We start from the raw sequence: 26,264 nt of genomic DNA on the forward strand, positions 1-26,264 counted from the left end.
ACCAATTACCCTATACTTGCCAATTAATGGGCAGTGCTCCTTGCGCTATTAACAGTTCATTGGTTTTTGAAAAGTGCTGACAGCCAAAAAAGCCGCGATGCGCTGAAAGCGGTGAAGGGTGCGGCCCAGACAATACATGATGGCGCTGGCGATCAATACTTTTACCTTTTTTTTGTGCATGTGCGCCCCACAAAATAAACACCACTCCTTGGCAATGCTCATTTATATGAGTAATTACGTTATCGGTAAATTGCTCCCAACCTAAATGTTTATGGGAATGGGCTTGCCCTTGCTCTACTGTTAGTACGGTATTAAGCAAAAACACACCTTGATCTGCCCAGCTTTGTAAATAGCCATGCTCCGGTGTAATAAAACCATTAATGTCAGTCACTAATTCTTTATAAATATTTTTAAGTGAAGGCGGGAGCTTTTTAACTTCAGGCAATACAGAAAAACACAAGCCATGCGCTTGCCCTTCTCCATGGTAAGGGTCCTGACCTAATATAACCACTTTAATGTCACTAAGTGGAGTTGCATAAAACGCGTTAAACACCTGCGGTTCTGGTGGAAACACAGCAATACCGTTTGATCGTTTATTCGCAACATATTCAAGGGTTTGCTGCATATATGCTTGGCTAAGTTCGTGATTTAAAAAAGATGACCAGTTGCTCATAATTGACTCTTAATAAGTTCTCTAGATACCTCAATTTTGTCACACATTTGTGCTAACCCATCAAGCATTCTAGGGGAAAAACGATGTAACAAATCCGCGTTAACGCTAATAAATTGCTCATATTTAACCGCCGGAATTTCAGGCCATTGCTGCCAATTAACTGTAGGTATTACCCGTTTTGATTTTTCATCAGGAATAATAATAACTTGTGGCTTAGTCACTATCACGTTTTCAATGCTGATTTGTGGGTAATCTGTGTCGCTGTCGGCAAATACATTGGTTACTTGGCAGGTTTCGATTAACTGATTTATCCATGTATTTTTTGATACCGTCATCATAGGCTCTGGCCACAGCTGATAAAACCCAGTAAGCATGGTTTTATTATGCTGTGTGGCTTTAATTGCGTTGAGTTTGGCCGTAAATGTCTCAGCTACTTTTTTACTTTGCTCAATATGACCGGTTAATTGACCTAGTTTTAATATTTCTTTAGCAACGCCTTCAATAGAGCGTGGATTACTTAAATGCAATTCAATCCCTAGTCGCTTAATTTGTGCCAAATCTTCTGCCTGATTACCGCTTTTCCACGCAATCACCATGTCAGGCTTGAGCATGAGTAACTTTTCGATAGAAATGCCATTATAGCCGCCGATACGCTCAATTTTAGTCGCCTCTTGTGGGTAATCTGCGTAATCTAGCGTACCCACTATTAAATCACCCGCCCCAATGGCATATAAATTTTCGACTATGTGTGGTGCCAAAGCCACAATACGAAGCGGCTTGTCGGCTAAGGCTTGAGGTACATAAACAGCAAACAATAACAGCCCAAGAACAATGCGTTTTAACATTAGTAATCAAAGCCTTTTAGTGCTTTTACGCCCGACTCAAACGCATGCTTTACATTACGCACTTCACTTACGGTATCGGCTAGCTCAATTAAGGTACGGTGCGCAGCACGACCAGTAATAATTACCGATTGCATTACAGGTCGGTTGTTAATTGCAGCAACCACTTCCTCAAGGTCGATATAGCCATAGGTCACCATATAGGTGAGCTCATCGAGTAATACCACATCGATACTGCTGTCGCTTAGCATCCGCTTTGACTCTTGCCATGTTGCTTGTGCTGCCGCAGTATCGGCCTCTTTATTTTGCGTATCCCAAGTAAAACCTGTGTTCATAACAGCAAATTCAACTCCAGCACCTTGTAGTAAATTACGCTCACCACATTCCCATGTACCTTTAATGAACTGACATACCGCGGCCTTTTTACCATGGCCAACACAGCGTGCAACCACACCAAAACCAGAGGTTGATTTACCTTTGCCATTACCAGTAATAACCTGAAAAATGCCTTTTTCTTGCTGTGCCGCTGCTACTCGAGCATCAACTTGTTCTTTTACTTTTTGCTGGCGCTGTTGGTGCTTGTCGTTTGTTGATTCAGTCATTGTTATGTCCTTGGTAAATTTTAATAATTTGTTCAATGTTTAAATGTGTTTGGCACATTTCAGCGAGGCGTTCTAGCTGGCGCTCGCGATGCTCATTGATGCTGATACCACTAATTTCACTGTCTGGTTTTAGCCACTTTAATAGCAGCTCTGTAGCGGCTGCGTTGTCAAATAAGCCATGTAAATAAGTACCAGCAATAGCATTATCATCACTAATAAAACCATCAGTTTCAAAGCCATTTGGGTGTTTATTAAAGCGAATAAGTGGTTTGTTGAGCGCTTGACCTTTACTGATCCCAGCATGTATTTCGTAACCCTGACAAGCAACCTGCTGCTGGTTTAAATTGAGTATTGCATTTACTTGGCTTAGCACTTTTTGCTCACCTAAAATGGTATTAAAATCACTAAGCGCTAACCCAGCTATTTGCCCTAATGATGATTCCACCGCATTAGGGTCACAAATCGTATTACCTAGCATTTGCATACCGCCGCAAATACCCAATACTTTGCCACCATAGCGTAAATGGCGTTTTATTTGCTGATCCCAGCCTTCATTTTTTAAAAATACCAAATCGCTAAGTACATTTTTACTGCCAGGCACAATAATTAAATCAACATCAGGAATTGTTTGAGTATGGCGCACATAGGTTATATTTATATTTGGGTGTAATCGCAGTGCATCAAAATCGGTATGATTACTAATATGAGGCACTAGCAGCACCGCAATATTAATGCTGGCCTCGGTCACATTATTATCTATGGCAACGGCATCTTCGGCATCAAGTGCTAAATCGTGTAGGTAGGGTAACACCCCTAACACAGGTTTACCGGTGTACTCTTCAAGCCAATCTAACCCGCCTTGTAATAGGCTAATGTCACCACGAAAACGGTTAATCACAAAGCCTTTTACCCGTGCTTGCTCTGATTCGCTTAATAGCGCCAAAGTCCCTACTAGGTGAGCAAACACACCCCCTTTATCAATATCAGCAATAATAATAACCGGGCAATCGACCTTTTCGGCGTAGCCCATATTGGCGATATCGTTTGCGCGTAAGTTAATTTCAGCTGGGCTACCAGCCCCTTCAACCAACAATAAGTCAAAGCGTTTAGCTAAACGGTTATGCGAGGTTAATACCGCTTCCATAGCCACTTTTTTGTAGTCATGGTAAGAGTCGGCTTCCATATTACTAATAGCCCTACCATGAATAATAACTTGCGCGCCGGTATCACTATTGGGTTTGAGTAATATCGGGTTAAAGTCTATTTCAGGTGCAACTTTTGCCGCAACGGCTTGTAATGCTTGTGCTCTACCAATTTCACCGCCATCATGAGTTACGGCACTATTAAGCGCCATATTTTGCGGTTTAAACGGCGCAACATTAACACCTTGATTAGCAAACACTCTGCAAAGTGCTGCAACCAGGGTACTTTTACCCGCATCTGAGGTAGTGCCTTGTACCATTAGTGTTTTCATTATTGAACCACCAGCTGGCGCTTACGAAAATACAATATACTTAAAAAGAATAGACTGCCGATAGCCGCCGTGATCACCCCGATTGGCAACTCTTGATTACTTAATAGTGAGCGAGCAAGCACATCGACCCATACCATAAATATGCCCCCGACTAATCCGGTCATTAATAACCCAACACGGCTACCTTGAGAGATAAAAAAGCGCACTATGTGCGGCACCATTAAGCCAACAAAGCCAATTCCGCCACAGTTAGCAACCAATACGGCCGTGATCAACGAGCTTAAAATAAGCATTAAAATTCTAAAGCGATGCACCCTAACACCAAGCGTTGTCGCGCTTTCATCGCCTAACAACATCGCATTAAGCTGGCGCCTAAAACCCAACATGATTATTGTACATGCCATAATGACTAAGGCAGGTAACAGCAGCGACTGCCACTGTGCTCTAGCAAAACTACCTAAAGTCCAAAATAAAATAGCCGCGACTGCTTGTGGATCGCTCCAATAAAGTAACAAACTAGTAAAAGCACTAAATAAAAATGATAAGGCCACCCCTGCCAATAACATCGACTCAACTTGAGCGTTGCGCTGGCTACCTGCAATTAAAATTAATAACCCCATCGCAACTAAACTGCCGGTTAATGCCGCCCCAGATAGTGCAATACCCGCCCCAGCTCCTACCAAGGACATTAATATAACCACCCCTAATGAAGCACCAGACGAAATACCAAATAAATAAGGATCAGCTAAGGGATTACGGGTGACTGTTTGTAGTATTAAACCTGCAATCGCTAAGCCACTACCGGCTAAAAAAGCCAGCAAAGTACGTGGCATTCTTAATTCAATAATAATACGGCTGGTAAATGAAGCCTCGTTTGAAAAGGTTAAGCTTTGATATACATCTGCTAGCGACGTAGGTACCGCACCAAAACTCAGTGCAATAAATAAACTTAATAGTGCGCATAGTAGCGCAACGATTAATGCAACGGTATGGTTAGAAAAAACCGTCATATTATTGGTATCCATAATAATAAGTAATATGAGGAATAGCCTCACCCGAAGCTGCTGATTGAGGGTGAGTGCTCACTTGTGCACAAACGCCAAACACCTCATCCAGCATCTGCTCAGTGACCACTTTATTTGGCTTACCTGCATCAACAACTTTTCCATTTTTAATAACCACTAACTCATCACACATAGCAGCAGCTAAATTTAAGTCATGAAATGACGCAAATACCGTAATACCTAAAGATTTAGCCAGCTCCATCAGTTGAATTTGATATTTCACATCAAGGTGACTAGTTGGTTCATCCATAATAAGAAGTTGCGGTTGCTGCACAATAGCGCGGGCAATAAAGGCTCGTTGCTTTTCACCGCCAGATAGCGAATCAAATAATTGAGTACTATGAGATTCAAGCCCCACATGACTAATAGCCTGAGCTATTTTTTGTTTATCTGCTTGGGTGGTCGAGCTAAATAGCGTTTTATACGGGGTAAGCCCTAGAGCTACAACATCGAATAACGAGAGATTAAATTGCGACGGTGTTTCTTGTAGCACTACCGCAACTTGCTTGGCATAGTCTTCGCTTTTTAGCTGCCAAATATCGGTGTTATTAAATTTAACCTCTCCCGCTGACGGCTGATTAAATCGATACAAGCAACGCAGTAAACTCGATTTTCCCGCACCATTAGGACCAATTAAGCCAACAAACTTGCCACGCTCAATACTCAAATTAATATGCTCAAGGATTAAGGTGTTACCCACTCGCCAAGAGACATTATTAACGGTTAGAAGTGCAGTTTTTTTAGCGGTTTGAGTGTGCAAAAAATTATCCTAGGCAGGGAAAACCCACACTCAGTACCACAAGTACCAAAAAGAAAATGAGTTAACCCGCTCGTTATATGAAGTTTTAAGGCACTTGTATCTGACTTACAGTAAAACTGATTACAGTTACGGGTATAGTTGAGGAGTTTCACCTCATTCCAAATGCTTGGCTATTATGCGCAGATAAGTAAATAATTTAAAGCAAAAAAAACCGCACTCAACTGAGTGCGGTTAAAAGGGAGTGTTTTAACTAAGGTTTAGTTAAAACTTATATTCCATACCTAAACCTAGGTAATCTTGGTCAACATTGCTGTCCATATCAAAGCTTGAGTAAAAACCAAATACTTTAAGGTTTTTGTTTAGTTTATGGTCAACACCTACCGATATCGCGCTTTTATCATCGCTGTCATCAAAATCCATTGTTTGGTATTGCACTTTGAAAGTGTTGCTACCCATAAGGTAAGCTGCATTCACTAAGTAACCGTCAGCCTCAGCGCTGCCATCTACTTTTTCTTGTGTTTGGTACATTGCGCCAAGTCTAAAATCTTCAATTTTACCTTGAACTGTTGCACGCACTACATCGTAACCATTGACTTCGCTATCAGCAGCAATGGCAGCATATACTGCGCTCTTTTTAAGGCCTGCATCACCGTAAGTTAACGCCACTGAGTAGCCATTTTTGGCATCTACGTCGTCTTCTGCAATAAATGACGCTAATACTTTAAAACCTTCATATGAGTTTGAAGCATAAGATACTGAGTTACCTAAACGATTTTCACCTTTAAAGGTATTTTTTATATCACCTTCTTCAAGATCGTTGAAAAGATCTAGCTTCCCCTGCGCTTGCTTAAGCGCGGTATCATTTCGGCCTATCACAACCTGACCAAATCCGCCTTTAAAGCCCACATATTGATTACGCGCTGAAATATTGTCGTCATCACCTTTAGAATCGGCATCAGACACATCGACCTGAAATTCAAACTTATAAACCGCTTCTAAACCGTCTGAAATTTTTTCAGACCCTTTAAGTCCGAAACGAGATGCATTACTTTTAATTTCAGTAAACGATCCTTCACCATCGTCAGATGATTGAACGGTTACATTTGCTTTACCGTAAATATCTACCTCTGCAAGTGTATTAAAAGATAAACCACTAAGTAGGGCTAAGCATAAGCTCGATTTTGCAAATTTCATGTTATTTCCTCGATAATCACAAAAGACTAATTTTTAAAACAGCAGCAGTGTGTCACCACTAAATGACAAAAATATTACAAAGGACACATTTTTGTCTTTTTAAATTAATAAAACTGCATTAAATCTGAAATCAAAATAACATGTAAAATAAACTGCCTACCGACTACTTACTTTGTTTCAATAAACTCGGTGTCATTTGCGTTAACAAATTAACCAAGGTTTCTATCAGCTCTTTCTGTTCGTTATCTCTATGATAGGCAACAAATACATCTCTTGAGGTATTTTCTACCCCTTTTACATGAAAAAGTTCGCCTTTTTCTAAATGATCTTTAACTAATACCTGTGGAATAAACGCACTGCCGCCACATTGCAGTATTAAATCAAGCGCAATACGCCCTGTACTGGTTCTAAAATAAGGCGGTGTTTTACCGGTAAACTGACGCGCATGCCAAAGAGAAAACGTGGTTCCCCAATCAACATACACATATTGATTATCAAAAAAGTTATCACTGGTTGCCGTATCGTAACCACTCACCGGAATAATAGGCAGTTCACAAATACGTTCAACCACAAGTTCATCAACTTTAGGGGGATCAAACAAAATAGCTAAATCAAGCGTACGCTCCAACAATAAGCGAGTGCTTTCTTGTTGCGCTTTCACTTCTGCCACCAGCGATACACCAGGCATCGCCGATACAATATTTGTAATACCAAACTGTAAAAATGCATCCCAAATATTAGGCGTACCAGCTAAGCTAATTTGCTTATGCATATTATCTGCAAGTGCAACATCCACTTTGGCTCTTTGCATCCCAGTAATAATCATTTGCGCATGCGGTAACAAACGCTCACCTGGGGCCGTGAGTTGAATATTATTACGCTGACGAATAAATAAATTTACGCCTAAGCCCTGCTCTAGTTGGCGAATTCTAAAACTCACCGCAGACTGCGTTATGTATAGGTTTTCTGCCGCTTTACCAAAATGGCGAGTACGCACCACTTCAACAAATGTTTTTAATAAATCTATGTCCAATTTTTTATCCTCACGATAAAAATTTTTTGTTTAAAAAAATAGCGATTATGTCCCATACTCCAGCTAATAATTGGTATGAGGGTACAGCTATGAGCAATGATATTTCACTACTTCGTCAAGCATTCGTAAGTCAACGTCAATTTTATGATGACCAAAATTTTCCACGCGGATTTAGCCGCAGCGGACACTTTACCCTGTTAGAGGCAAGTATTTTAGAGCAGCATGGTGTTGTTTTAAAAAGCCTGTATAACAAAACAGTTGAGCCACAAAACGAACATCAGCAACAATTTGTAAATGCGGTTAGTGGCGCAATAGAGCCAAGTAACCCAATTGAACGAGCATGGGTTAAATATTTAAAGTTAACAACCTGCAAAACAAAATTCCATACATTATTTGGACGCTCAAAAATTTCAGGGCCAACACCAATAAGCCAAGATTATTATTCTGAGGCAGACAATCTATAAGTCACTACAATAGTTGCTTTTTGGCGTTTTAGCAGTTACAACTTGTATAAGCAAACACTTTTGCAAAATTTAAACAGGCTGCCACGTGACGCACAGAATACTTATTGTTGAAGACACCCCCACTATTGCGCGAGTGCAAAAGCATATCGCGCAAAAAATTGGCTATGAAGTTGATATTGCCCAGTCGCTGGCTGAGACTAAAGAGCTAATAAGTAAACATGCTTATTTTTGCGCAGTCGTTGATTTTATATTGCCTGATGCCCCGAAAGGGGAAGCGGTTCCCTGCACGATTGCAGCAGATATCCCTACCATTGTTATGACTGGCAATATCGATAATCAAACTCGCGACACCGTCGAAAAGTACCCTATTATTGATTACATTATCAAAGGCAATAAACAAGCTTACGAATATTTAGAAAAGCAGCTTTATCGCCTACCTCGCAATAAGCAAGTTAAAGTACTGGTTGTTGATGACTCAGCGTCTACACGCCAATATATTTGTAATTTATTAACGCGTCATAAATACCAAATATTACAAGCAGCCGATGGCCTAGAGGCACTTAAAGAGCTTGAAAATACCCCTGACATCTCTGTGATTATCATAGATAAAGAAATGCCTAATATGGGCGGTATTGAACTGTGTAATGAAATTAGGCGCATTTATAGTAATGAAGAAAAAGCCATTATTGGTATCTCAGGCGCTACATCGTCTAATTTGTCTGCCTTATTTTTAAAAAATGGGGCAAATGACTACTTGTATAAACCTTTTAATAGTGAAGAATTTTACTGCAGGTTAAGCCAAAACGTCGATATGCTAGAGCATATCGAAACTATAAAGCGCCAAGCCAATACTGACTATTTAACTAAACTCCCTAATCGCCGTTACTTTTTTGAAGAGGCTAATAAGTCATTAAAGCAGTTTAAAAAAGCAAAAGCACCAGCCATGTTAGCTATGCTTGATATTGACCATTTTAAAGCTATTAATGATACCTATGGCCATGATGCCGGAGATGAAGTTCTTAAAGGGCTTGCGATATGCTTTAATAAATATTTTGAAAACCAATTGGTTGCCCGTTTAGGCGGAGAAGAATTCGCGGTATTTTTTACTGAACTGACCAAACAAGAAGCGCTAAAACGACTAGAAAGTTTTCGATTATTTATTGAGCTTAATAGCCATGAGTTTAGCCAAGCACAAATCAAGTTTACGCTGTCGATAGGCTTCAGCTACAGTGAAACCTATCAAATTGACGAGTTATTAAAACAAGCCGACTTAAAGCTCTACAAAGCCAAAGAGTCGGGTCGTAATAAAGTGGTTTAGTTTAACTAAACCACACCTGAGGCGACAATGGCTGCTTTTCTGCGTTTACGCGATTGATGGTATGAGTCCCAACTAAAAATAGCCAGTGCACTCCAAATACAGGCAAAGGTAATTACACGCTCAGCATCAAACACCTCATCGTAAAACACCACTGCTAAAATAAACATTAAGCTAGGCCCTATGTACTGAAAAAAACCAAGCGTAGTGTATTGCAATCGCTTAGCTGCGCCGGTAAAACACAGCAATGGCAGTGTAGTCACTATACCTGCACTTACTAATAGCGCATTAGTTAGCCAATCATTCGCTGGTAAATTAGACGTTTCAGTCGGCGCCATTAACCACCAATAGGTCAGTGCCACCGGTAATAATATTAATGCCTCAATTAAAATCCCAGGCAGGGCATCAACCTGTAGTTTTTTACGTAATAGGCCATATAACGCAAAAGAAGTCGCTAACGAAAATGCCACAACCGGAAATGAACCAAAACTAATTAACTGTAATAAAACACCTGTAAAAGCCAAGGCAACAGCAGCTCCTTGCAACTTACGTAACCGCTCGTTTAAAAACACCATACCAAGTAATACATTTAACAAAGGATTGATATAGTAGCCTAAGCTGGCATCTAGCATGTGGTTGTTATTAATAGCCCATATAAACAACCCCCAGTTAAACCCCAATAAGGTCGAGGTAACAACTAGCATCAGAATTAATTTAGGTTGGATTAAAATGCGTTTAATTTTATCCCAGTAGTTGAGCACACTCACCACCAAAATAAGAAACATCACTGACCAAATAACACGATGCATTAAAATTTCAAATGCTGATACATGTTGGATCATCTTAAAATAAATGGGTGCTAGGCCCCACATAAAAAAGGCGAGGCAGGCAAAAATGGCGCCCTTTCGCTGCTCGGTATCAATCGACATAGTAACCACTTGATGATTTAAAAGGCCGTAAGTTTAACCCCCTCTCACTTTTTAGCCAACTAAATACGTGCCCGTTCCAAACGCTATTTGTACCGACTGCTCGTTATGTAACTCCATTCGGCACACGCACACTTTATTTCCTGAGCGAATAAGTGTGGCGCTGGCAATAAATACCTCCCCTTTACCTGGGCGTAAATAATCAGTACGTAAATCTATGGTGCCCAGTGTTGCTAACTTTTTATGCACACTGGGTAAGTCGGCATCATCTAGTTTTCCTATTACACTTGCTGCAGCAAGCATTCCGCCTACATTGTCGAGCACCGCAGAAATCACTCCACCGTGAAGAATCTTTTGCGCCGGATTACCAATTAATACGTCTTGCCAAGGAAATGATATTTTAGCTTGTTCAGTACTAAGTGACTCTACTGCTATTTTTAAAAACTGGTTAAAGGGCATGTTATTAACAAACAGCGCACCTACTTGATCGATCAACATTTCTTTATTCATTATTATTCTCTATGTTTTCAGTGGTACGATGAGTAAAGCACAGCTTGAGGCTATTGTAACCCCCTGCAGATTTTAGTTTATCACTACAGATGTGTGTACCAAGTAATGAAAGCTAAAGACATCCTGATAAAAAACCACTAAAATAGCGCCGATGAATACACTAACTCCTTCTCCTAATACGCTCGTGCGTAAACCCGAAACTGTACTCAAACAAGTGTTTGGTTACAGTGAATTTCGCGACGGTCAAAGTGCAGTAATTGATGCCGCCATTAATGGCCAAGATTCATTAGTATTACTACCCACCGGTGGTGGTAAATCGGTGTGTTACCAAATACCCGCGTTGGTATTAGAGGGAGTCACCATTGTTATTTCGCCGCTGATCTCTTTAATGCAAGATCAAGTTGCCCAATTACAAGCATTGGGCGTAAAAGCCGCTTATATCAATAACAGTTTAGCCCGTGAAGAACGACAATTAGTATATCAACAGCTACATCAAGGGCTGATAAAGCTACTTTATGTAGCTCCTGAAAAAGTGCTACAACGCGACTTTTTAGAGCGGCTCTCTCATTTAAATGTGAGCTTGTTTGCTATTGATGAAGCACACTGTGTTTCTCATTGGGGTCACGATTTTAGACCGCATTATTTTCGTTTAAATGAGCTTAAACAACGCTTTGCACATGTGCCTATGATGGCACTCACTGCCACTGCCGATAAAGCGACTCGCTTTGATATTGTTGAGCAACTCAAGCTACAACAGCCCTACATTCATACCGGCAGTTTTGATCGCCCTAATATTCGTTACACCATAGAAGAAAAATTTAAACCTATGGTGCAATTACTGCGTTATTTAAAAGAGCAAAAAAATCAAAGTGGTATTATTTATTGCACCAGTCGTAAACGTGTTGATGATATAGCTGAAAAGCTTGCTGATGCAGGCCTTAATGCTGCCGCTTACCATGCGGGAATGAGTAACGAGCAACGTCAGTTTGTGCAAACCGGATTTGCCCGTGACGATATTCAAATTGTGGTTGCCACCGTTGCCTTTGGTATGGGAATTAACAAGCCTAATGTACGCTTTGTTCTGCATTACGACATTCCAAAAAGTATTGAAGCTTATTACCAAGAAACAGGCCGTGCTGGACGAGATGGACTGGCTGCAGAGGCCATCATGTATTTTGACCCTGCCGATATAGGCCGAGTTAGACGCTTTTTTGAAGATATTGACGATGAACAACGCCGCCGCGTAGAAGAGCAGCGCTTTAATGCCATGGCCAGCTTTGCCGAAGCACAAACGTGTCGTCGTCAAATATTATTGAACTACTTTAGTGAGTACCAACGCGAGCCCTGTGGGAACTGTGACATTTGCTTAAATCCACCTAAAAGTTTTGATGGCACATTAGTCGCACAGCAAGCGCTTTCGTGTGTGTATCGCGCGCAACAACGATTTGGATTGGGTTACATTGTAGAGTTATTACGCGGCGCGAATACTAGCCGCATTCGTGATAACAATCACCATGAACTTAGTACCTATGGCATAGGTAAAGATAAAAGCAGTGAATTTTGGCTTAGTATTTTACGCCAACTTATTCATCAAGGGCTATTAAGCCAAGATATAACCCAAGGCGCTTCATTGCGTTTAACTGAAGCTGCACGCGCTATTTTAAAAGGTGAATATGCGCTGCAATTGGCCGAGCCTCGCTTACAAGCTAAACACGTTTATCAGGATAAGTTAGCGCAGTTTAATTACGATAAAAAACTATTCGCTCGCCTGCGTGCATTGCGTAAAGAGTTAGCCGATGCCGATGATGTGCCGCCTTATGTAGTATTTAACGATAAAACGCTAGCCGAAATGGCGCAGCTTATGCCCACTAACGACAGTGAATTTTTAAAAGTGTCGGGGGTTGGTTTTACTAAATTAAACAAGTATGGCGGTGAGTTTTTAACCGCAATTCGACATTACCTAGCAACGCAATAAGCCCCTTATGACCGAACTTGAATACGATCACACACATCAATGTATTATTATTAAACCGACAGAGCTGCCGCACGATGAAGACTTTGAATTGTGGGGAACGTTATTTTTGCACAGCGATGAAATTAGCATTAATGAGTATGCCGCTGGGGCAGATCGTCATCAACTGCGTTTTAACTATGCTAACCACACATTTAATTTAAATTTTGAGCATTACAGCCAAAGTGTGTGGATTAATGGTGAAGGACAAGATGCCGACAACCTATTGGCAGCGTTAACATTTTATTTAACTTAAATGCATAGCTAATACCTTATAATCGCTATAAAAATAAAACTAAATCTGTCTTTTACTTACATATCAATAACAATGATGTAAGCTAAGAGTAAGTGTTTTATTTTGCAAAATAGCGCTAAAGAGGGTCAATGTTAAATAGAAAATGGATTGCACGTAGTTGTTTTAGCCTTTCTATTTCGAGTATGTTTATGCTCAGCGTTTGCGCGCACGAAGCGCCACTAGCCCAAAGCTGCCCTAGTGACGACTCATCACAAACTCATGAAAGTAATTTGCGTCGTCAAATTACATCTCAAACTCCAACACTCACAGCACAAAGTAACACTAAAATTGCCTCCATCACTTTGCAACAGCTTAATGTATTTAATACTGAACTAGAGGCTGAGAACAATGCATTATTTCGTTTTGCCAATCGGGCGCACATACAAACCGAGCCTGAGGTAATTAAGAGTATTTTACTGTTTAAGTCAGGCGATACCTTTAATCCAAAAGCGCTGGCCGAATCTGAGCGGTTACTGAGAAAACAAAGTTATTTATATGATGCACAAATTATTGCTGACGAAAATTGTGATGGAAATATTGATGTAACAGTAATTACTCGAGACTTATGGACTTTACTGCCCGAACTTAGTTTTAGCCGAAGTGGTGGTGAAAATAAATCAAGTATTGGTTTTCGCGAATCTAACTTATTTGGTTGGGGCAAACGGTTATCGTTTGCACGTAAAACAGACAGTGACCGAAATGGTTATTTATTTGTTTACGATGATCCTAATATCTTATCAACTCGCTACCGAGGGCGTTTAGAGTATGCCGACAACAGCGACGGCAAAAGTCATTTAGTTGAACTAACCTACCCGTTTTATGCCATAGATACGCCCTATAGTTATGGCGCCCTGAGTTACTCAACCCAACGAGAAGAAGCCTTATACATCAGAGGTGAAAAGTTTAGTGAGTTTGAACAAAAAACCGACCTAAACCAGGTATTTTTTGGCCATTCTAAAGCCCTTAGTCATAACTGGACCCAGCGCTTGAGCCTTGGTTATATTGATGAGCAACACACTTTCAAAGCGATTGATTCTACCACTACAGCAGTGGCTGAAAACAGAAGCTTAAGTTACCCCTACATCAGCGGCCATTGGTTTGAAGATAACTTTATAAAAGTACGTAACTTTGACAGTATTTATCGTACTGAGGATTTAAATTTAGGTTGGAATATCAAAGCCACCCTGGGCTACTCCGATGAATCAATGAGTAACGACGATAGCCGCGCTGTGTACTCGTTTAATTTTAACAAAGCCCATTTTAGCACTAACCATACCCTTTGGCGTTTTCATGCAGATATTCAAGGCTATTGGAATAACGAGAAAAAACAGCTCGAAAACTTGCTCACTACTAGCCAAATTCAATATTATTTAAATACCAGTATTGATCAATCTTGGTATGTAAAAGCAAGGCTGCAATACGCAAAAAACCTCACTAATGATAAACAGCTCACCCTAGGGGGCGAAACTGGACTTCGTGGCTATCCTATGGAATTTCAACATGGGGATCGGAGTTTTTTAGTCAGTTTAGAAAAGCGCTATTACTGGGAATATGACTTACTACAGCTGTTTAAAGTGGGAGGGGCGGCCTTTTTAGATATCGGTCGAGCTTGGTATAACAACGACTCGAACACTCAGTATCAAGTTGAGAACACCCCAGTGCTAAAAAATGTGGGCTTAGGTTTGCGCCTTGCGCCAAGTCGTGCCAATGCAGGTACCATGATCCACCTTGATATAGCCGCGCCGCTAAATAAATATGATGATGTTGACTCGGTACAATGGCTGCTCAGCGTCAAAAATTCTTTTTAAAATCACTACTGCGCGCCTACGTTAAACGTTACACTTTGCGCCTATCATTATTGTGAGAATACATTTTGGAATTAATCACCCTTTTAGAGCTTTTGGGCACACAATATAAACTTATCGTGACCGTGATTGCCCTTTTGAGCTTTCCGCTACTATTAAAAGTAACTAAAAAATTACTCGAAAAAGCTATCAGAGGTAAAATCGATTTACACCGAAAGTACCGTGCAGAGCTACTACTAAAAATAATACTCGCCTTTGTGATGCTGTGTTTAGTATTAGTTTTTTGGGGAATAGAACTGCGTGGTTTACTGGTATTAGGCTCTTCTTTATTTGCCATGCTAGGCGTTGCATTATTTGCGGCGTGGTCATTGCTGAGTAACTTAACCGCGTTTTTACTGATGTTTATTCAAAATGACTGCCGTGTAGGCTATTGGGTAAGAATTGTGGATGGAGCCAACGCCATTGAAGGGCGTATTATTGAAATGGGGCTGATGAATGTCTTACTCGAACACGTTGATGGCCACAGAGTGATTTACCCTAATAACTTATTTGTTACCCGCCCGGTGTTAGTGCTTAATACGGAGCCTAAACCAACAAAAGCGCCTAAAATTAAACGCATTATTGGCCCTAAACCGCGTAGCTAAACAACACCTATTAAAAAACCGCGTTAGTTTAAAACTAAGGCGGTTTTTTATATCTACAGATAGAGTCATACCAATTCACTTAATTGAGCAAATTGGTATTAATTATTTAGTTCAGCCGTTTTCAGCTCATCATCTAAATCATTTATCTCATCAATAAACGTTTCTAACTGCTGCTCTACCAAACTATTTGCATGCGCAAAATAAGCAATATGGAATACGGCATCGCCTTCATTTACCAGTGGCATAGTTTGCTGGCCAATAATAATACCACTTCGAGGAGCAAGGAGTTCAAGTTCTGAATCGCCAAGCGGACTGCTAATATAAGCAAGCACTTGCCCTTTCATTACTCGCTCACCTAACGATACTTGCGCTCTTACTATGCCGTCTACTTCAGCACGCACCCAACTAGTGGAGCTTGCAATCACAGGATCAGGCAGTTTTTTAGGACGTTTACCGCGTATCATTTTTAAATGTCGCATAACATAATCAACCCCTTGCACGCCTGCAGCAATCGCAATAGGGTCAAAGCGCAGTGCTTCACCCGCCTCATAAGTAATAACAGGTATACCTAAATTAGCGGCTTCACTACGCAGCGAGCCATTACGTAATGACGCATCTATAACCGCAGGCGTACCAAAGGCTTTAGCCATTTGCGCTGTTGCTTCATCGGCTAAATTAGCGCGAATTTGCGGTAAGTTAGTACGGTGAATCGCCCCCGTATGCAAATCAATAATATGCGTACAATGCACAGCTACTTGGTTAAAAAACATATACGCCATGCGACCTGCTAATGAACCACGCTCAGACCCCGGAAAACTTCGGTTCATATCACGGCGATCGGGTAGATAACGCGATTTATGAATAAAACCAAATACATTCACAATCGGGACCGCAATTAATGTACCACGAAGCTGATTAGGGTCGATTTTAGCCAGTAACTGGCGCACAACCTCAACCCCATTTAGTTCGTCGCCGTGTATAGCCGCACACACCATCAATACAGGGCCTTCCATTACACCGTTAACCACTTCAATAGGAATATTAAGCGGTGAATGGGTGTAAAGCTTTGCAGCTTCTAGCGCGAGTGTTTTACGTTCACCTACACCAATACTTTCACCTAATAGGGTGAAAGGTCGGTTAATTTTAACCTTTGCCACGAGTTGCCGTTCCTTTACTTGCAGCATTTTTCTCGATGAAATCAATCACCATGCCCGCAATGTCTTTACCTGTTGCCACTTCAATCCCTTCAAGACCTGGCGATGAATTTACTTCCATAACCAAAGGACCACGAGATGAGCGAAGTAAGTCAACGCCAGCAACGTTTAAGCCCATTGCTTTTGCCGCTGCAACCGCTGTTTTACGCTCTTCTGGCGTAATACGCACCAGTGTAGCGCTACCACCACGGTGAAGGTTTGAGCGGAACTCACCTTCTTGTGCTTGACGTTTCATTGCAGCAATCACTTTATCTCCGAGTACAAAGCAACGAATATCCGCACCACCCGCTTCTTTAATATATTCTTGTACCATGATATTGGCTTTTAAACCCATAAACGCTTCAATAACACTTTCAGCCGCTTTACGTGTTTCAGCAAGTACCACACCAATACCTTGAGTGCCCTCAAGTAGCTTAATAACGACCGGTGCGCCACCTACCATTTCGAGTAAGTCTTTTACGTCATCTGGCTTGCTAGCAAAGCCTGTTACTGGCATGCCTACGCCTTTGCGTGATAATAATTGTAGAGAACGTAATTTATCGCGCGAACGAGAAATAGCCACAGATTCATTAACCGGATAAACACCCATCATTTCAAACTGGCGTAATACAGAACAGCCATAAAAAGTAACTGATGCGCCAATACGCGGAACAATGGCATCAAAATCTTTTAGGTTTTCGCCGCGGTAATGGATTTCAGGTTGATCTGAGTTTATATTCATATAACAACGTAGCGCGTTAATCACTTTTACTTCATGACCACGTTGCTCAGCCGCTTCAATTAAACGACGCGTTGAATATAAATTTTTGTTGCGAGATAAAATACCAATTTTCATAGTTAAAACCTTAACTAAATTATGTTGAGCAAGCACATATAAGTATGTTTGCTACTCAACGAATTCTTATAATAAATGTGATAAAGCCGGATCAACGACTATACGATTTTCCATAGCTGTGCGTCCTAATAACATTCTAAACTTCATTGACGCACGACTTGTTAATGTAATTTCTATTGGCCAACTAAATTCGCCAGCATGTAATGTAGTTTCAATAAAGTAACGCAGTTCTTTTTGGCCACTAGAGCTGGTAACGTACTTCATTTTTTTAACTTTGGCATTGCAGGTAATTTGCGTTTGCTCGTCTTCTTGCAATGGTTGGGCTATAAATTTAACCCATTTTTCGCCTTCCACTTCATATTCTTCAATATTAATTGCATGAATACAGGAAGTACGTGCACCGGTATCTATTTTTGCTTTAATTTGCTCGATGCCCAGCTCGGGTAAACTCAACCACTCACGCCAACCAACTGTTATTTTTGTCGTCATAAATGTGCCCTTAGTAAAAAAAGTGTTTTATACGCTACAGCAAATAAAACACCAACAAAATAAATTAATCTACTCGATAAGCCGATTTGATTGACCTTTTAAGTTAACTCGTTTAACAATGCAGCTCTTACGTATGCATTTAACCATAGGCTAAAGCATAAGTTTTTGTTGCTAAACTCAGTTTAACATATACAAAGTAAAGCTAAATTTTATTTATTTAACTAGGGTCTGTTGACCTTTGCGAATTAATATTTGTTTAAACTAGGGGCAATTTAATCGCGGCACGAGGTTTGTAACCTAGTGGGCTAAGTAAAAATCGAGCAACAAAGAGTTAATTGCCCCTAGGCAGAACCCTTCGGGCAGCGCCTATTTGGCATTGATGTTGTGTTATCGCCTATTTATGGGGAATAACCACACTCTGCCTTGCCTAAATACCAAATAGACTGCTGCAAATTTAACCTTGAAAGATAAACAGATCCTAAATACATTACAGTTAACTGTATTAAAAATATACTATCGATGAGAAATTATTATGATTAATGGCTTACTTCATGCGCTTATTCTTGATGAAAAAGGCGGTGCACGCCCCATAGAAAACAGCAAGCAATTACACCAATGGCAACCTACTGATGGAAAACTGTGGGTGCATATGGACTACAGCCAAACAGATGCGGTGGATTGGTTAAAAAACTGCGGGCTGTTAAACGACTATGAACTGGAATCACTCACTGCTGATGAAACGCGTCCACGAATAACGCCAACAACTAATGGCCATATGTTATTTTTACGCGGGATCAACTTAAACCCAGCACAAAGCCCTGAAGACATGGTATCTATTCGGTTATTTATAAATAACGATGTGGTGATCACCACGCGTAAGCGCCGATTATTATCAGTGCAAGATATTCTAGCCTCGTTGAATAATAATGAGGGGCCATGCAGTATTTCTGAATTGGTGTGTACATTAGCGCACAAGCTCACTTCACGTATGCAAACAGTAATTGATGAGCTAGATGAAAGCTTAGATAATTTTGAAGAGGAAATTGATGAGCCCAGTAAAAAGTTTGATAATCAAGGCTTGTCGCAACTTCGCCGTCAAACCATCGCGCTAAAACGTTACTTAAAACCACAAAAAGAAGCACTCAGTAGCATGGTTAATAATCATTACCCATGGCTTTTTGACGATGATAAAGCCAAGCTAAATGAAACCACCAATTTACTTATTCGCTATTTAGAAGAGCTCGATAGTTCAATAGAGCGCGCACTTGTTATCCAACAAACCATTACAAATCAGGTCTCTGAGCAATTAAATCAGCGGATGTATGTAATGTCGGTGGTGGCTGCTTTATTTTTACCGCTGGGCTTTCTAACTGGATTATTGGGGGTCAATGTCGGCGGTATACCTGGAACAGAAAGCCCCTATGCATTCACTGCATTTGTGGTGTTTTTAATTGTTTTAACTGGTGGGATTGGTATTTACTTTAAAAATAAAAAGTGGCTGTAATTACAATACAGATCCAACAAGGCACAAAAAAGGCGAACATATTGTTCGCCTTTTGCATTGGTAATCTTTACTCTTGAAAGTAAGTGCCCCAACCGTCGTATTCAACATCGCATTCAACAGCAAGTTGCGCGAGTTTGTCAACGTCTTCCATTATCACGTCGACATCTAACTCGGCTTCAACAACAATGTCAAAACTCCAAATTTTTTCACCGTCTTCAAGCTCAAGTTCTGCTGGCTCTTCTACATCGTAACCTAGTTTAAACGCAGCCAATGCCGCTTGTTCTAACTTAGTAAAGTCTTCACATACAAAGTGGTGTTCTACTTCATAAAGAATTTCTGGATCGGAACCATCTTCAAGTAGTGAAGTTACGATGTCTTCACTTATTTCACGCCAGTTTTCCATTATTTCTCTCTCACTTGAGCATCTAATTCTGTTATTTTAGCAGCCATAACACTGTGCACACTTTTAGCATGTTCACGGGCACTGATACTGTTATCAAGTGCTATGGGGGCTAACATTTCAATGTAAATTGTACCATTATCCCAGCGATTTAGTTTAATGGTTTTATCGGTTGTGTTCATACATACTGGCACAACAGGCACCTCTGCACTCATTGCGGTATGAAATGCACCGGTTTTAAAGGGGAGTAAACCACGACCATAACTACGCGTCCCCTCAGGGAACATCCACACCGATAAGCCTTTTTGTTTTATTTTAGCCGCTGCTTTTGAGATTGTGCCAGCAGCTTTTGAACGATTTGAACGGTCGATTAAAATATTACCCGACAACCAATAAAGCTGCCCAAAAAATGGGATCCATTTAAGACTTTTTTTGCCAACGCTCACACAATTTTTTGGTACCATGGCTGGAATAGTAAATAAATCGTAGCTATTTTGATGATTCGCTACATACACAGCAGGCCCCACCTTAAGCGCATCAGGGTGATATTTTAGTTCTAATTTAACCCCAAGCATTTTAGCCATTGAGCCAAACCAACTTGCAATAACGTGCACATTATTAGGATGAAATGGTCTAAATATTGATAACAACAAACCAAAAAAACAACTTAATAATATAAACAACAGCATTATTAAAATACGTATAACAGCTAGCAAGTGCGCCTCTCCAATATAACCACAATCATGTATTGCTTTATTATAACGTTATTTTGTTGCGCAGACGAGAAAATAGCGCACAAGCGTTCGCTGAAATAAAACAGTCATAAAAAACGGCTTACCTAAGTAAGCCGTTATCTAATTTAGTCTAATTTTCCGAGTGTTTTAACTTTGCTCAGTATCTGAATTTGGCTCATCAACTTGCTGAGGTGTTAACTCTACCACGGCTTCATCAACGCGCTGTAAACCACGAGGTAACTTGTTCCCTCTGCGGCCTCGCTCGCCATGGTAATGCTCAAGGTCGCTTGGTTTAAGCGTCAATTTACGCTTACCTGCATGCAGCGTAACACTGCTCCCTTGCGGCACAACAGCTAATACTTTTACAAACTCTTCGCGCGCTTGTACTTTAGCGCCCGGAATAGAAATAATCTTATTGCCCTTGCCTTTACCTAGCTTAGGTAAATCACGCAGTGGGAATAACAACATTCGTCCCTCGTTAGAAATTGCCATACAGTAATCACTGGCAACGTCATTCACGCGAATTGGCGAAAGTAACACACCACCTTTTGGCACACTCACTAAGGCTTTACCGTTTTTGTTTTTACTGACTAAATCTTTAAAGTCAGTAATAAAGCCATAACCGGCATCAGAAGCCATTAGCAATACTTGAGCGTCTTCACCCATAACTACGTGCTCAAAGCTTGCGCCTGAGGTTAAGTTAAAGCGCCCTGTCATAGGCTCGCCTTGGCTTCTTGCAGAAGGAAGGCTATGCGCATCGGTCGCAAATGCACGCCCTGCTGAATCTAAAAATACCGCAGGTTGATTACTTTTACCTCGCGCTGATGCTCTATAGCCATCACCGGCACGGTAATTTAACCCTTCTACATCTAAGTCATGCCCCTTACCAACACGTGCCCAGCCTTTATCAGATAAAACAACAGTCACAGACTCTGAAGGGATTAAATCTTTTTCGCTCAGTGCTTTGGCTTCCACACGCTCAATAACAGGTGAGCGACGATCGTCGCCATACATTTCTGCGGCTTCTTGAATTTCTTTTTTAAGCAACGTCGACATGCGACGGTCTGAGCCTAATGTTTGCTCTAATTTGTCACGCTCTTTGGCTAATTCGTCTTGCTCACCACGAATTTTAAACTCTTCAAGTTTTGCTAAATGGCGAAGTTTTAATTCTAAAATGGCTTCCGCTTGAATATCGGTTAACTCAAAGCGTTCCATTAATAATGGTTTAGGCTTATCTTCAGAGCGGATAATTTCTATAACTTCATCAATATTTAAAAAGGCAGCCAGTAAACCTTCTAAAATATGTAATCGAGCCAGTACTTTATCAAGTCGATATTGCAAGCGACGACGTACTGTTTCGCGTCTAAAGGTTAACCATTCAGTTAAAATACTACGTAAATCTTTAACCTGTGGACGGCCATCTAAGCCCAGCATGTTTAAGTTTACGCGGTAATTTTTTTCAAGATCGGTGGTGGCAAATAAGTGCGCCATTAATGGCTCAGCTTTAATTCGGTTTGAACGCGGCACAATCACAATACGGGTTGGATTTTCGTGATCAGACTCATCACGTAAGTCAGCCACCATTGGTAACTTTTTAGCGTTCATTTGCGCTGCAATTTGCTCAAGTACTTTTGCACCCGAACATTGGTGCGGTAACGCAGTAATAACGATATCGCCCTGCTCTTCACAATACACAGCGCGCATTTTAATTGAGCCACGACCGGTTTTATAAATTTTGTGAATATCAGCTTTAGGCGTAATTATTTCAGCATCAGTTGGATAATCAGGCGCATGCACTAAATCCAATAACTCTTCGAGTTCTGTTTTTGGTTTATCAAGTAATAAACAACAGGCACTGGCTACTTCACGCACATTATGCGGCGGTATATCGGTTGCCATACCCACAGCAATACCGGTGACACCATTAAGTAATATATGCGGTAAGCGCGATGGCAATACTAATGGTTCATCCATGGTGCCGTCGAAGTTTGGCGTCCAATCAACAGTCCCTTGGCCTAACTCTTTAAGTAATACTTCAGAGAATTTAGATAAACGCGCTTCGGTATAACGCATTGCCGCAAACGACTTCGGATCATCTGCTGCACCCCAGTTACCTTGACCATCAACTAACGGGTAGCGATAAGAAAACGGCTGCGCCATAAGTACCATGGCTTCATAACAGGCACTATCACCATGAGGATGGTATTTACCTAATACGTCACCCACGGTACGGGCTGATTTTTTGTATTTAGCACTTGCCGATAATCCCAACTCACTCATCGCATAAATAATACGACGTTGCACTGGTTTTAGGCCGTCACCAACGTGCGGTAAGGCACGATCCATGATCACGTACATTGAATAATTTAAATAGGCGTCTTCGGTAAAACGCCCCATTGTTTGCTGTTCAATTCCTTGCATTAGCAAGGTATCTGTATCACTCATTAAAGCTTACCTAGTTTTTCTTATAGCTTACGCGGTAAATTACGTTTGCGTAATCATCGCTTACCAATAGACTGCCATCATTTAATTGTGCAAATGCAACAGGGCGTCCAAATGTCGTTTCGTCTTGCATAAAGCCGGTGATCAGTGGCGTATACTTTGTTACCTTGGCATTTTCTATAGTTGCCACTGCCACTTTATAACCGACCTTTTTAGAGCGATTCCATGAACCGTGCTCAGCTACAAATAACTGTTGTTTATAGCTATCAGGGAACTGCTTGCCGGTATAAAAATGAATACCTAATGGCGCAACATGCGCACCTAATGCCAATGCAGGTTGAGTGTAGTCAGCAATGTTTTTGCCTTCACCAAACTCCGGATCAACAATAACGCCGCCATGCACGTATGGAAAACCAAAATGCTCTTCTTCTTTAGTGATGCGGTTTAGCTCATCGGGTGGAATATCATCCCCCATCATGTCACGGCCATTATCGCTAAACCATAGCATTTGCGTGCTAGGGTGAAAGTCAAAGCCTACAGTATTGCGCACACCTTTGGCTAAAGTGGTTATTTCTTTGGTGTCGGTGTTTAACGAAAAAATACGACCAAACCGAGGATCTTCCTCGCAAATATTACAGGGAACACCCACCGGAATAATCAGCTCGCCGTTTGGCGCAAAGCGTAAAAACTTCCAGCCATGGTGACGCTCTGACGGTAAATCGCTATAAAACACTTCATACTCAGGGTTTTTGAGGTGCTTATCGATATTTTTAAAACGAATAATACGGTGCACTTCACCGACATATAAGTCACCGTCTTTAATCGCTAAACCCGAGGGCATATTCAGTCCCTCTGCAATCACTATTTTTTTATCTGCCACACCATCGCTGTTATGATCAATCAATGCATACACATTACCCGCATTACGCGACCCTGCATACACTATACCTCGGCTTGATACTGCAATTTGCCTAGCATTTTCAACATCATCAGCAAATAAGCTTATTTCAAACCCTGGGGCAGCGGTCAGCTTGTCGAGAATATTTTTCGCCATCACTGGCGATGACATAAAGCAGAGTAACAACAGTGTGCTAAATAGTCTTTTCATTTGCCTCTCCTGTAGCCCAAAGGCTTATTAAACTTGTGCTTTGTTACCGTGATCTTCAAGCCATTGGCGGCGATCTGATGAACGCTTTTTAGCAAGTAACATATCCATCATTTCCATTGTTTGTTCTTCTTCATCAAGTGTTAGCTGCACTAATCGACGGGTATTTGGATCCATGGTTGTTTCACGCAATTGTAGCGGGTTCATTTCACCCAAGCCTTTAAAGCGTTGCACGTTTACCTTACCGCGTTTTTTCTCTGCTTCTATACGCGCTAAAATACCGGTTTTTTCATCTTCATCAAGCGCGTAATAAACATCTTTACCAATATCAATTCTAAACAGCGGTGGCATAGCAACATACACATGCCCAGTTTTTACCAATTGTGGGAAGTGGCGCACAAATAAGGCACACAATAAAGTGGCAATGTGCAGTCCATCCGAGTCAGCATCCGCTAATATACATATTTTATTGTAACGCAGCCCTGATAAATCACTTGAATCGGGGTCAATACCCAATGCCACTGAAATATCATGCACTTCTTGAGAGGCCAAAATTTGCCCTGATTCTACTTCCCAAGTATTTAAAATTTTACCTCTTAGTGGCATGATTGCTTGGAACTCACGATCTCGCGCTTGTTTAGCTGAGCCACCCGCTGAATCACCCTCTACTAAAAACAATTCTGTGCGGTCATTATCAGCAGCACTACAATCGGTCAGTTTGCCTGGTAATGCAGGGCCTGAAGTAACACGTTTACGAACTACTTTTTTAGCCGCGCGTAAGCGACGCTGTGCATTTGAAATACACAATTCAGAAAGTAACTCTGCAGTGTCAGTGTGCTCATTTAGCCATAAGCTAAAAGCATCTTTTACGACACCCGATACAAACGCAGCACATGAACGTGATGAGAGTTTTTCTTTGGTTTGCCCTGCAAATTGTGGGTCTTGCATTTTTACCGACAATACATAACTACAACGTTCCCAAATATCATCTGGGGTGAGCTTTACACCACGTGGTAATAAGTTTCTAAATTCACAAAATTCACGCATCGCCTCTAAAAGCCCTTGGCGCAGGCCATTTACGTGGGTGCCACCTTGTGCGGTAGGAATTAAGTTTACATAACTTTCGGCTGTTGACTCACCGCCTTCAGGCATCCATACAACGGCCCAATCAGCGCCTTCAATAGAACTTGAAAACTCACCTACAAATGGGTCTTTAGGCAGTATTTCATAGCCTTTAACTGCTTCTACTAAGTAATCTTTTAAGCCGGTTTCATAAAACCACTCTTGGGTTTCTTTCGTTTGTTTATTTACAAACTTAATACGCAAACCTGGGCATAGTACCGCTTTGGCTTTTAATAAATGGTTAAGCTTAGTCAGTGAAAAGTTAGCAGAATCAAAATAGCTGGTATCTGGCCAAAAGCGCACGGTAGTACCGGTATTGCGTTTACCCACTGAGCCAATAACATTTAAATCTTCAACTTTATCGCCATGCTCAAAAGCCATTCTAAATTGCTGTGCGTCACGGCGAACCGTTACTTCCACACGGGTAGATAGCGCATTAACGACCGAGATACCTACCCCATGCAAACCACCAGAGAACTGGTAATTTTTATTTGAAAATTTACCACCTGCGTGTAATTTGGTGAATATTAGTTCAACCCCAGGAATACCTTCTTCAGGGTGAATATCTATCGGCATCCCCCGACCATCATCGCTCACTTCAAGTGAGTTATCTTCATGCAAAATGACATCAATACGCGTCGCATGCCCGGCCATTGCTTCATCAACACTGTTATCAATAACCTCTTGGCCTAAATGATTGGGGCGCGATGTGTCTGTATACATGCCTGGGCGGCGTTTTACCGGCTCTAATCCATTAAGTACTTCAATGGCTTCGGCGTTATAATTTTGTTGAGTCATAGTTTTTAT

Annotated in this window: 25 protein-coding genes and 1 riboswitch; of the genes, 7 read left to right on the plus strand and 18 right to left on the minus strand. The window is 41.1% G+C overall.

All coding sequences use genetic code 11. From position 1 onward, the window contains the following. Positions 1 to 10: 10 nt before the first annotated feature. The 8 genes from ung to ACTRWE_RS02635 form a co-directional block, all read right to left on the minus strand. Positions 11 to 673 carry a uracil-DNA glycosylase gene (ung, locus tag ACTRWE_RS02600; RefSeq protein ID WP_462879460.1) on the minus strand — a complete coding sequence of 221 codons (663 nt, stop codon included), beginning with the start codon at positions 671 to 673 and terminating at the stop codon, positions 11 to 13. Next, entirely contained in the window at positions 670 to 1,518 is an 849-nt protein-coding gene (locus tag ACTRWE_RS02605; RefSeq protein WP_462879461.1) for a cobalamin-binding protein, read from the minus strand. Before ACTRWE_RS02605 ends, ung begins: the two co-directional genes overlap by 4 nt. Next, entirely contained in the window at positions 1,518 to 2,117 is a 600-nt protein-coding gene (gene cobO / locus ACTRWE_RS02610) for a cob(I)yrinic acid a,c-diamide adenosyltransferase (protein ID WP_016900538.1), read from the minus strand. The genes ACTRWE_RS02605 and cobO overlap by 1 nt, the downstream gene beginning before the upstream one ends. Further along, positions 2,110 to 3,591, minus strand: coding sequence for a cobyric acid synthase (locus tag ACTRWE_RS02615; RefSeq protein WP_138623697.1), 1,482 nt, complete (start codon positions 3,589 to 3,591; stop codon positions 2,110 to 2,112). The genes cobO and ACTRWE_RS02615 overlap by 8 nt, the downstream gene beginning before the upstream one ends. After that, on the minus strand, positions 3,591 to 4,601 hold the full coding sequence (locus ACTRWE_RS02620; RefSeq protein WP_350606848.1) for a FecCD family ABC transporter permease: 1,011 nt from the start codon (positions 4,599 to 4,601) through the stop codon (positions 3,591 to 3,593). The genes ACTRWE_RS02615 and ACTRWE_RS02620 overlap by 1 nt, the downstream gene beginning before the upstream one ends. Before the next feature lies 1 nt (position 4,602). After that, positions 4,603 to 5,415 (minus strand): ABC transporter ATP-binding protein, encoded by an 813-nt coding sequence (locus ACTRWE_RS02625; protein ID WP_350606845.1) that lies wholly within the window; start codon positions 5,413 to 5,415, stop codon positions 4,603 to 4,605. Positions 5,416 to 5,489: 74 nt separating this feature from the next. Beyond that, a riboswitch (cobalamin riboswitch) is annotated at positions 5,490 to 5,627 on the minus strand. A 49-nt stretch (positions 5,628 to 5,676) separates the two neighbouring features. Then, positions 5,677 to 6,609: a porin gene (locus ACTRWE_RS02630; RefSeq protein WP_350606843.1), complete on the minus strand. Its 933-nt coding sequence runs from the start codon at positions 6,607 to 6,609 to the stop codon at positions 5,677 to 5,679. Between the two features lie 163 nt (positions 6,610 to 6,772). Then, entirely contained in the window at positions 6,773 to 7,642 is an 870-nt protein-coding gene (locus ACTRWE_RS02635) for a LysR family transcriptional regulator (protein ID WP_016900557.1), read from the minus strand. 89 nt (positions 7,643 to 7,731) lie between these two features. Between ACTRWE_RS02635 and ACTRWE_RS02640 the strand changes: the two genes are divergently transcribed. Then, entirely contained in the window at positions 7,732 to 8,106 is a 375-nt protein-coding gene (locus ACTRWE_RS02640) for a MaoP family protein (RefSeq protein WP_128583161.1), read from the plus strand. Between the two features lie 85 nt (positions 8,107 to 8,191). Further along, a complete protein-coding gene (locus tag ACTRWE_RS02645) occupies positions 8,192 to 9,424 on the plus strand; it encodes a GGDEF domain-containing response regulator (protein ID WP_350606840.1) in 1,233 nt (410 codons plus the stop codon). A 5-nt stretch (positions 9,425 to 9,429) separates the two neighbouring features. Here the strand turns inward: ACTRWE_RS02645 and rarD are convergent, their stop codons facing one another. Both rarD and ACTRWE_RS02655 read right to left on the minus strand, forming a co-directional pair. Then, on the minus strand, positions 9,430 to 10,350 hold the full coding sequence (gene rarD / locus ACTRWE_RS02650) for an EamA family transporter RarD (protein ID WP_350606837.1): 921 nt from the start codon (positions 10,348 to 10,350) through the stop codon (positions 9,430 to 9,432). A gap of 51 nt (positions 10,351 to 10,401) precedes the next feature. Beyond that, complete coding sequence (locus ACTRWE_RS02655) at positions 10,402 to 10,857, minus strand: thioesterase family protein (protein WP_028835656.1); 456 nt, start codon at positions 10,855 to 10,857, stop codon at positions 10,402 to 10,404. 151 nt (positions 10,858 to 11,008) lie between these two features. Between ACTRWE_RS02655 and recQ the strand changes: the two genes are divergently transcribed. From recQ to ACTRWE_RS02675, 4 genes are all read left to right on the plus strand, one after another. Next, positions 11,009 to 12,832: a DNA helicase RecQ gene (gene recQ / locus ACTRWE_RS02660; RefSeq protein WP_462879463.1), complete on the plus strand. Its 1,824-nt coding sequence runs from the start codon at positions 11,009 to 11,011 to the stop codon at positions 12,830 to 12,832. Between the two features lie 7 nt (positions 12,833 to 12,839). Beyond that, positions 12,840 to 13,124, plus strand: a complete 285-nt coding sequence (locus tag ACTRWE_RS02665) for a DUF3630 family protein (protein WP_008110618.1) — start codon at positions 12,840 to 12,842, stop codon at positions 13,122 to 13,124. 128 nt (positions 13,125 to 13,252) lie between these two features. Continuing rightward, a complete protein-coding gene (locus ACTRWE_RS02670) occupies positions 13,253 to 14,971 on the plus strand; it encodes a BamA/TamA family outer membrane protein (protein ID WP_033102551.1) in 1,719 nt (572 codons plus the stop codon). A gap of 65 nt (positions 14,972 to 15,036) precedes the next feature. Beyond that, positions 15,037 to 15,612: a mechanosensitive ion channel domain-containing protein gene (locus ACTRWE_RS02675; RefSeq protein ID WP_013465831.1), complete on the plus strand. Its 576-nt coding sequence runs from the start codon at positions 15,037 to 15,039 to the stop codon at positions 15,610 to 15,612. Between the two features lie 98 nt (positions 15,613 to 15,710). Here the strand turns inward: ACTRWE_RS02675 and ACTRWE_RS02680 are convergent, their stop codons facing one another. The 3 genes from ACTRWE_RS02680 to ACTRWE_RS02690 all read right to left on the minus strand — a co-directional run bounded on the left by ACTRWE_RS02680 (position 15,711) and on the right by ACTRWE_RS02690 (position 18,150). Beyond that, positions 15,711 to 16,769 carry a succinylglutamate desuccinylase/aspartoacylase family protein gene (locus ACTRWE_RS02680; RefSeq protein ID WP_008110612.1) on the minus strand — a complete coding sequence of 353 codons (1,059 nt, stop codon included), beginning with the start codon at positions 16,767 to 16,769 and terminating at the stop codon, positions 15,711 to 15,713. Further along, positions 16,756 to 17,661: a 30S ribosomal protein S6--L-glutamate ligase gene (gene rimK / locus ACTRWE_RS02685; RefSeq protein WP_008110610.1), complete on the minus strand. Its 906-nt coding sequence runs from the start codon at positions 17,659 to 17,661 to the stop codon at positions 16,756 to 16,758. Before rimK ends, ACTRWE_RS02680 begins: the two co-directional genes overlap by 14 nt. A gap of 66 nt (positions 17,662 to 17,727) precedes the next feature. Next, entirely contained in the window at positions 17,728 to 18,150 is a 423-nt protein-coding gene (locus tag ACTRWE_RS02690; protein ID WP_008110607.1) for an ATP-dependent zinc protease family protein, read from the minus strand. A 532-nt stretch (positions 18,151 to 18,682) separates the two neighbouring features. Between ACTRWE_RS02690 and ACTRWE_RS02695 the strand changes: the two genes are divergently transcribed. Further along, positions 18,683 to 19,654, plus strand: coding sequence for a zinc transporter ZntB (locus ACTRWE_RS02695; protein WP_033102550.1), 972 nt, complete (start codon positions 18,683 to 18,685; stop codon positions 19,652 to 19,654). A gap of 67 nt (positions 19,655 to 19,721) precedes the next feature. Here the strand turns inward: ACTRWE_RS02695 and rraB are convergent, their stop codons facing one another. The 5 genes from rraB to parE form a co-directional block, all read right to left on the minus strand. Further along, a complete protein-coding gene (gene rraB, locus ACTRWE_RS02700) occupies positions 19,722 to 20,057 on the minus strand; it encodes a ribonuclease E inhibitor RraB (protein WP_008110603.1) in 336 nt (111 codons plus the stop codon). Next, complete coding sequence (locus ACTRWE_RS02705; RefSeq protein ID WP_036956639.1) at positions 20,057 to 20,770, minus strand: 1-acylglycerol-3-phosphate O-acyltransferase; 714 nt, start codon at positions 20,768 to 20,770, stop codon at positions 20,057 to 20,059. The genes rraB and ACTRWE_RS02705 overlap by 1 nt, the downstream gene beginning before the upstream one ends. Before the next feature lie 165 nt (positions 20,771 to 20,935). Next, entirely contained in the window at positions 20,936 to 23,233 is a 2,298-nt protein-coding gene (gene parC, locus ACTRWE_RS02710) for a DNA topoisomerase IV subunit A (RefSeq protein ID WP_138764489.1), read from the minus strand. Between the two features lie 10 nt (positions 23,234 to 23,243). Continuing rightward, complete coding sequence (locus tag ACTRWE_RS02715) at positions 23,244 to 24,338, minus strand: PQQ-dependent sugar dehydrogenase (protein WP_248533237.1); 1,095 nt, start codon at positions 24,336 to 24,338, stop codon at positions 23,244 to 23,246. 27 nt (positions 24,339 to 24,365) lie between these two features. Then, positions 24,366 to 26,255 carry a DNA topoisomerase IV subunit B gene (parE, locus tag ACTRWE_RS02720; RefSeq protein WP_013465836.1) on the minus strand — a complete coding sequence of 630 codons (1,890 nt, stop codon included), beginning with the start codon at positions 26,253 to 26,255 and terminating at the stop codon, positions 24,366 to 24,368. Positions 26,256 to 26,264 lie beyond the last annotated feature (9 nt).

Source organism: Pseudoalteromonas sp. G5_S1_54_S4, from assembly GCF_054968565.1.

What these genes read in the sequence shown, in the direction of transcription:
- ung (WP_462879460.1), bottom strand. Translation starts at nt 673, where the DNA reads ATGAGCAACTGGTCATCTTTTTTAAATCACGAACTTAGCCAAGCATAT.
- ACTRWE_RS02605 (WP_462879461.1), bottom strand. Translation starts at nt 1,518, where the DNA reads ATGTTAAAACGCATTGTTCTTGGGCTGTTATTGTTTGCTGTTTATGTA.
- cobO (WP_016900538.1), bottom strand. Translation starts at nt 2,117, where the DNA reads ATGACTGAATCAACAAACGACAAGCACCAACAGCGCCAGCAAAAAGTA.
- ACTRWE_RS02615 (WP_138623697.1), bottom strand. Translation starts at nt 3,591, where the DNA reads ATGAAAACACTAATGGTACAAGGCACTACCTCAGATGCGGGTAAAAGT.
- ACTRWE_RS02620 (WP_350606848.1), bottom strand. Translation starts at nt 4,601, where the DNA reads ATGACGGTTTTTTCTAACCATACCGTTGCATTAATCGTTGCGCTACTA.
- ACTRWE_RS02630 (WP_350606843.1), bottom strand. Translation starts at nt 6,609, where the DNA reads ATGAAATTTGCAAAATCGAGCTTATGCTTAGCCCTACTTAGTGGTTTA.
- ACTRWE_RS02640 (WP_128583161.1), top strand. Translation starts at nt 7,732, where the DNA reads ATGAGCAATGATATTTCACTACTTCGTCAAGCATTCGTAAGTCAACGT.
- rarD (WP_350606837.1), bottom strand. Translation starts at nt 10,350, where the DNA reads ATGTCGATTGATACCGAGCAGCGAAAGGGCGCCATTTTTGCCTGCCTC.
- ACTRWE_RS02655 (WP_028835656.1), bottom strand. Translation starts at nt 10,857, where the DNA reads ATGAATAAAGAAATGTTGATCGATCAAGTAGGTGCGCTGTTTGTTAAT.
- recQ (WP_462879463.1), top strand. Translation starts at nt 11,009, where the DNA reads ATGAATACACTAACTCCTTCTCCTAATACGCTCGTGCGTAAACCCGAA.
- ACTRWE_RS02665 (WP_008110618.1), top strand. Translation starts at nt 12,840, where the DNA reads ATGACCGAACTTGAATACGATCACACACATCAATGTATTATTATTAAA.
- ACTRWE_RS02670 (WP_033102551.1), top strand. Translation starts at nt 13,253, where the DNA reads ATGTTAAATAGAAAATGGATTGCACGTAGTTGTTTTAGCCTTTCTATT.
- rimK (WP_008110610.1), bottom strand. Translation starts at nt 17,661, where the DNA reads ATGAAAATTGGTATTTTATCTCGCAACAAAAATTTATATTCAACGCGT.
- ACTRWE_RS02690 (WP_008110607.1), bottom strand. Translation starts at nt 18,150, where the DNA reads ATGACGACAAAAATAACAGTTGGTTGGCGTGAGTGGTTGAGTTTACCC.
- ACTRWE_RS02695 (WP_033102550.1), top strand. Translation starts at nt 18,683, where the DNA reads ATGATTAATGGCTTACTTCATGCGCTTATTCTTGATGAAAAAGGCGGT.
- rraB (WP_008110603.1), bottom strand. Translation starts at nt 20,057, where the DNA reads ATGGAAAACTGGCGTGAAATAAGTGAAGACATCGTAACTTCACTACTT.
- parC (WP_138764489.1), bottom strand. Translation starts at nt 23,233, where the DNA reads ATGAGTGATACAGATACCTTGCTAATGCAAGGAATTGAACAGCAAACA.
- ACTRWE_RS02715 (WP_248533237.1), bottom strand. Translation starts at nt 24,338, where the DNA reads ATGAAAAGACTATTTAGCACACTGTTGTTACTCTGCTTTATGTCATCG.
- parE (WP_013465836.1), bottom strand. Translation starts at nt 26,255, where the DNA reads ATGACTCAACAAAATTATAACGCCGAAGCCATTGAAGTACTTAATGGA.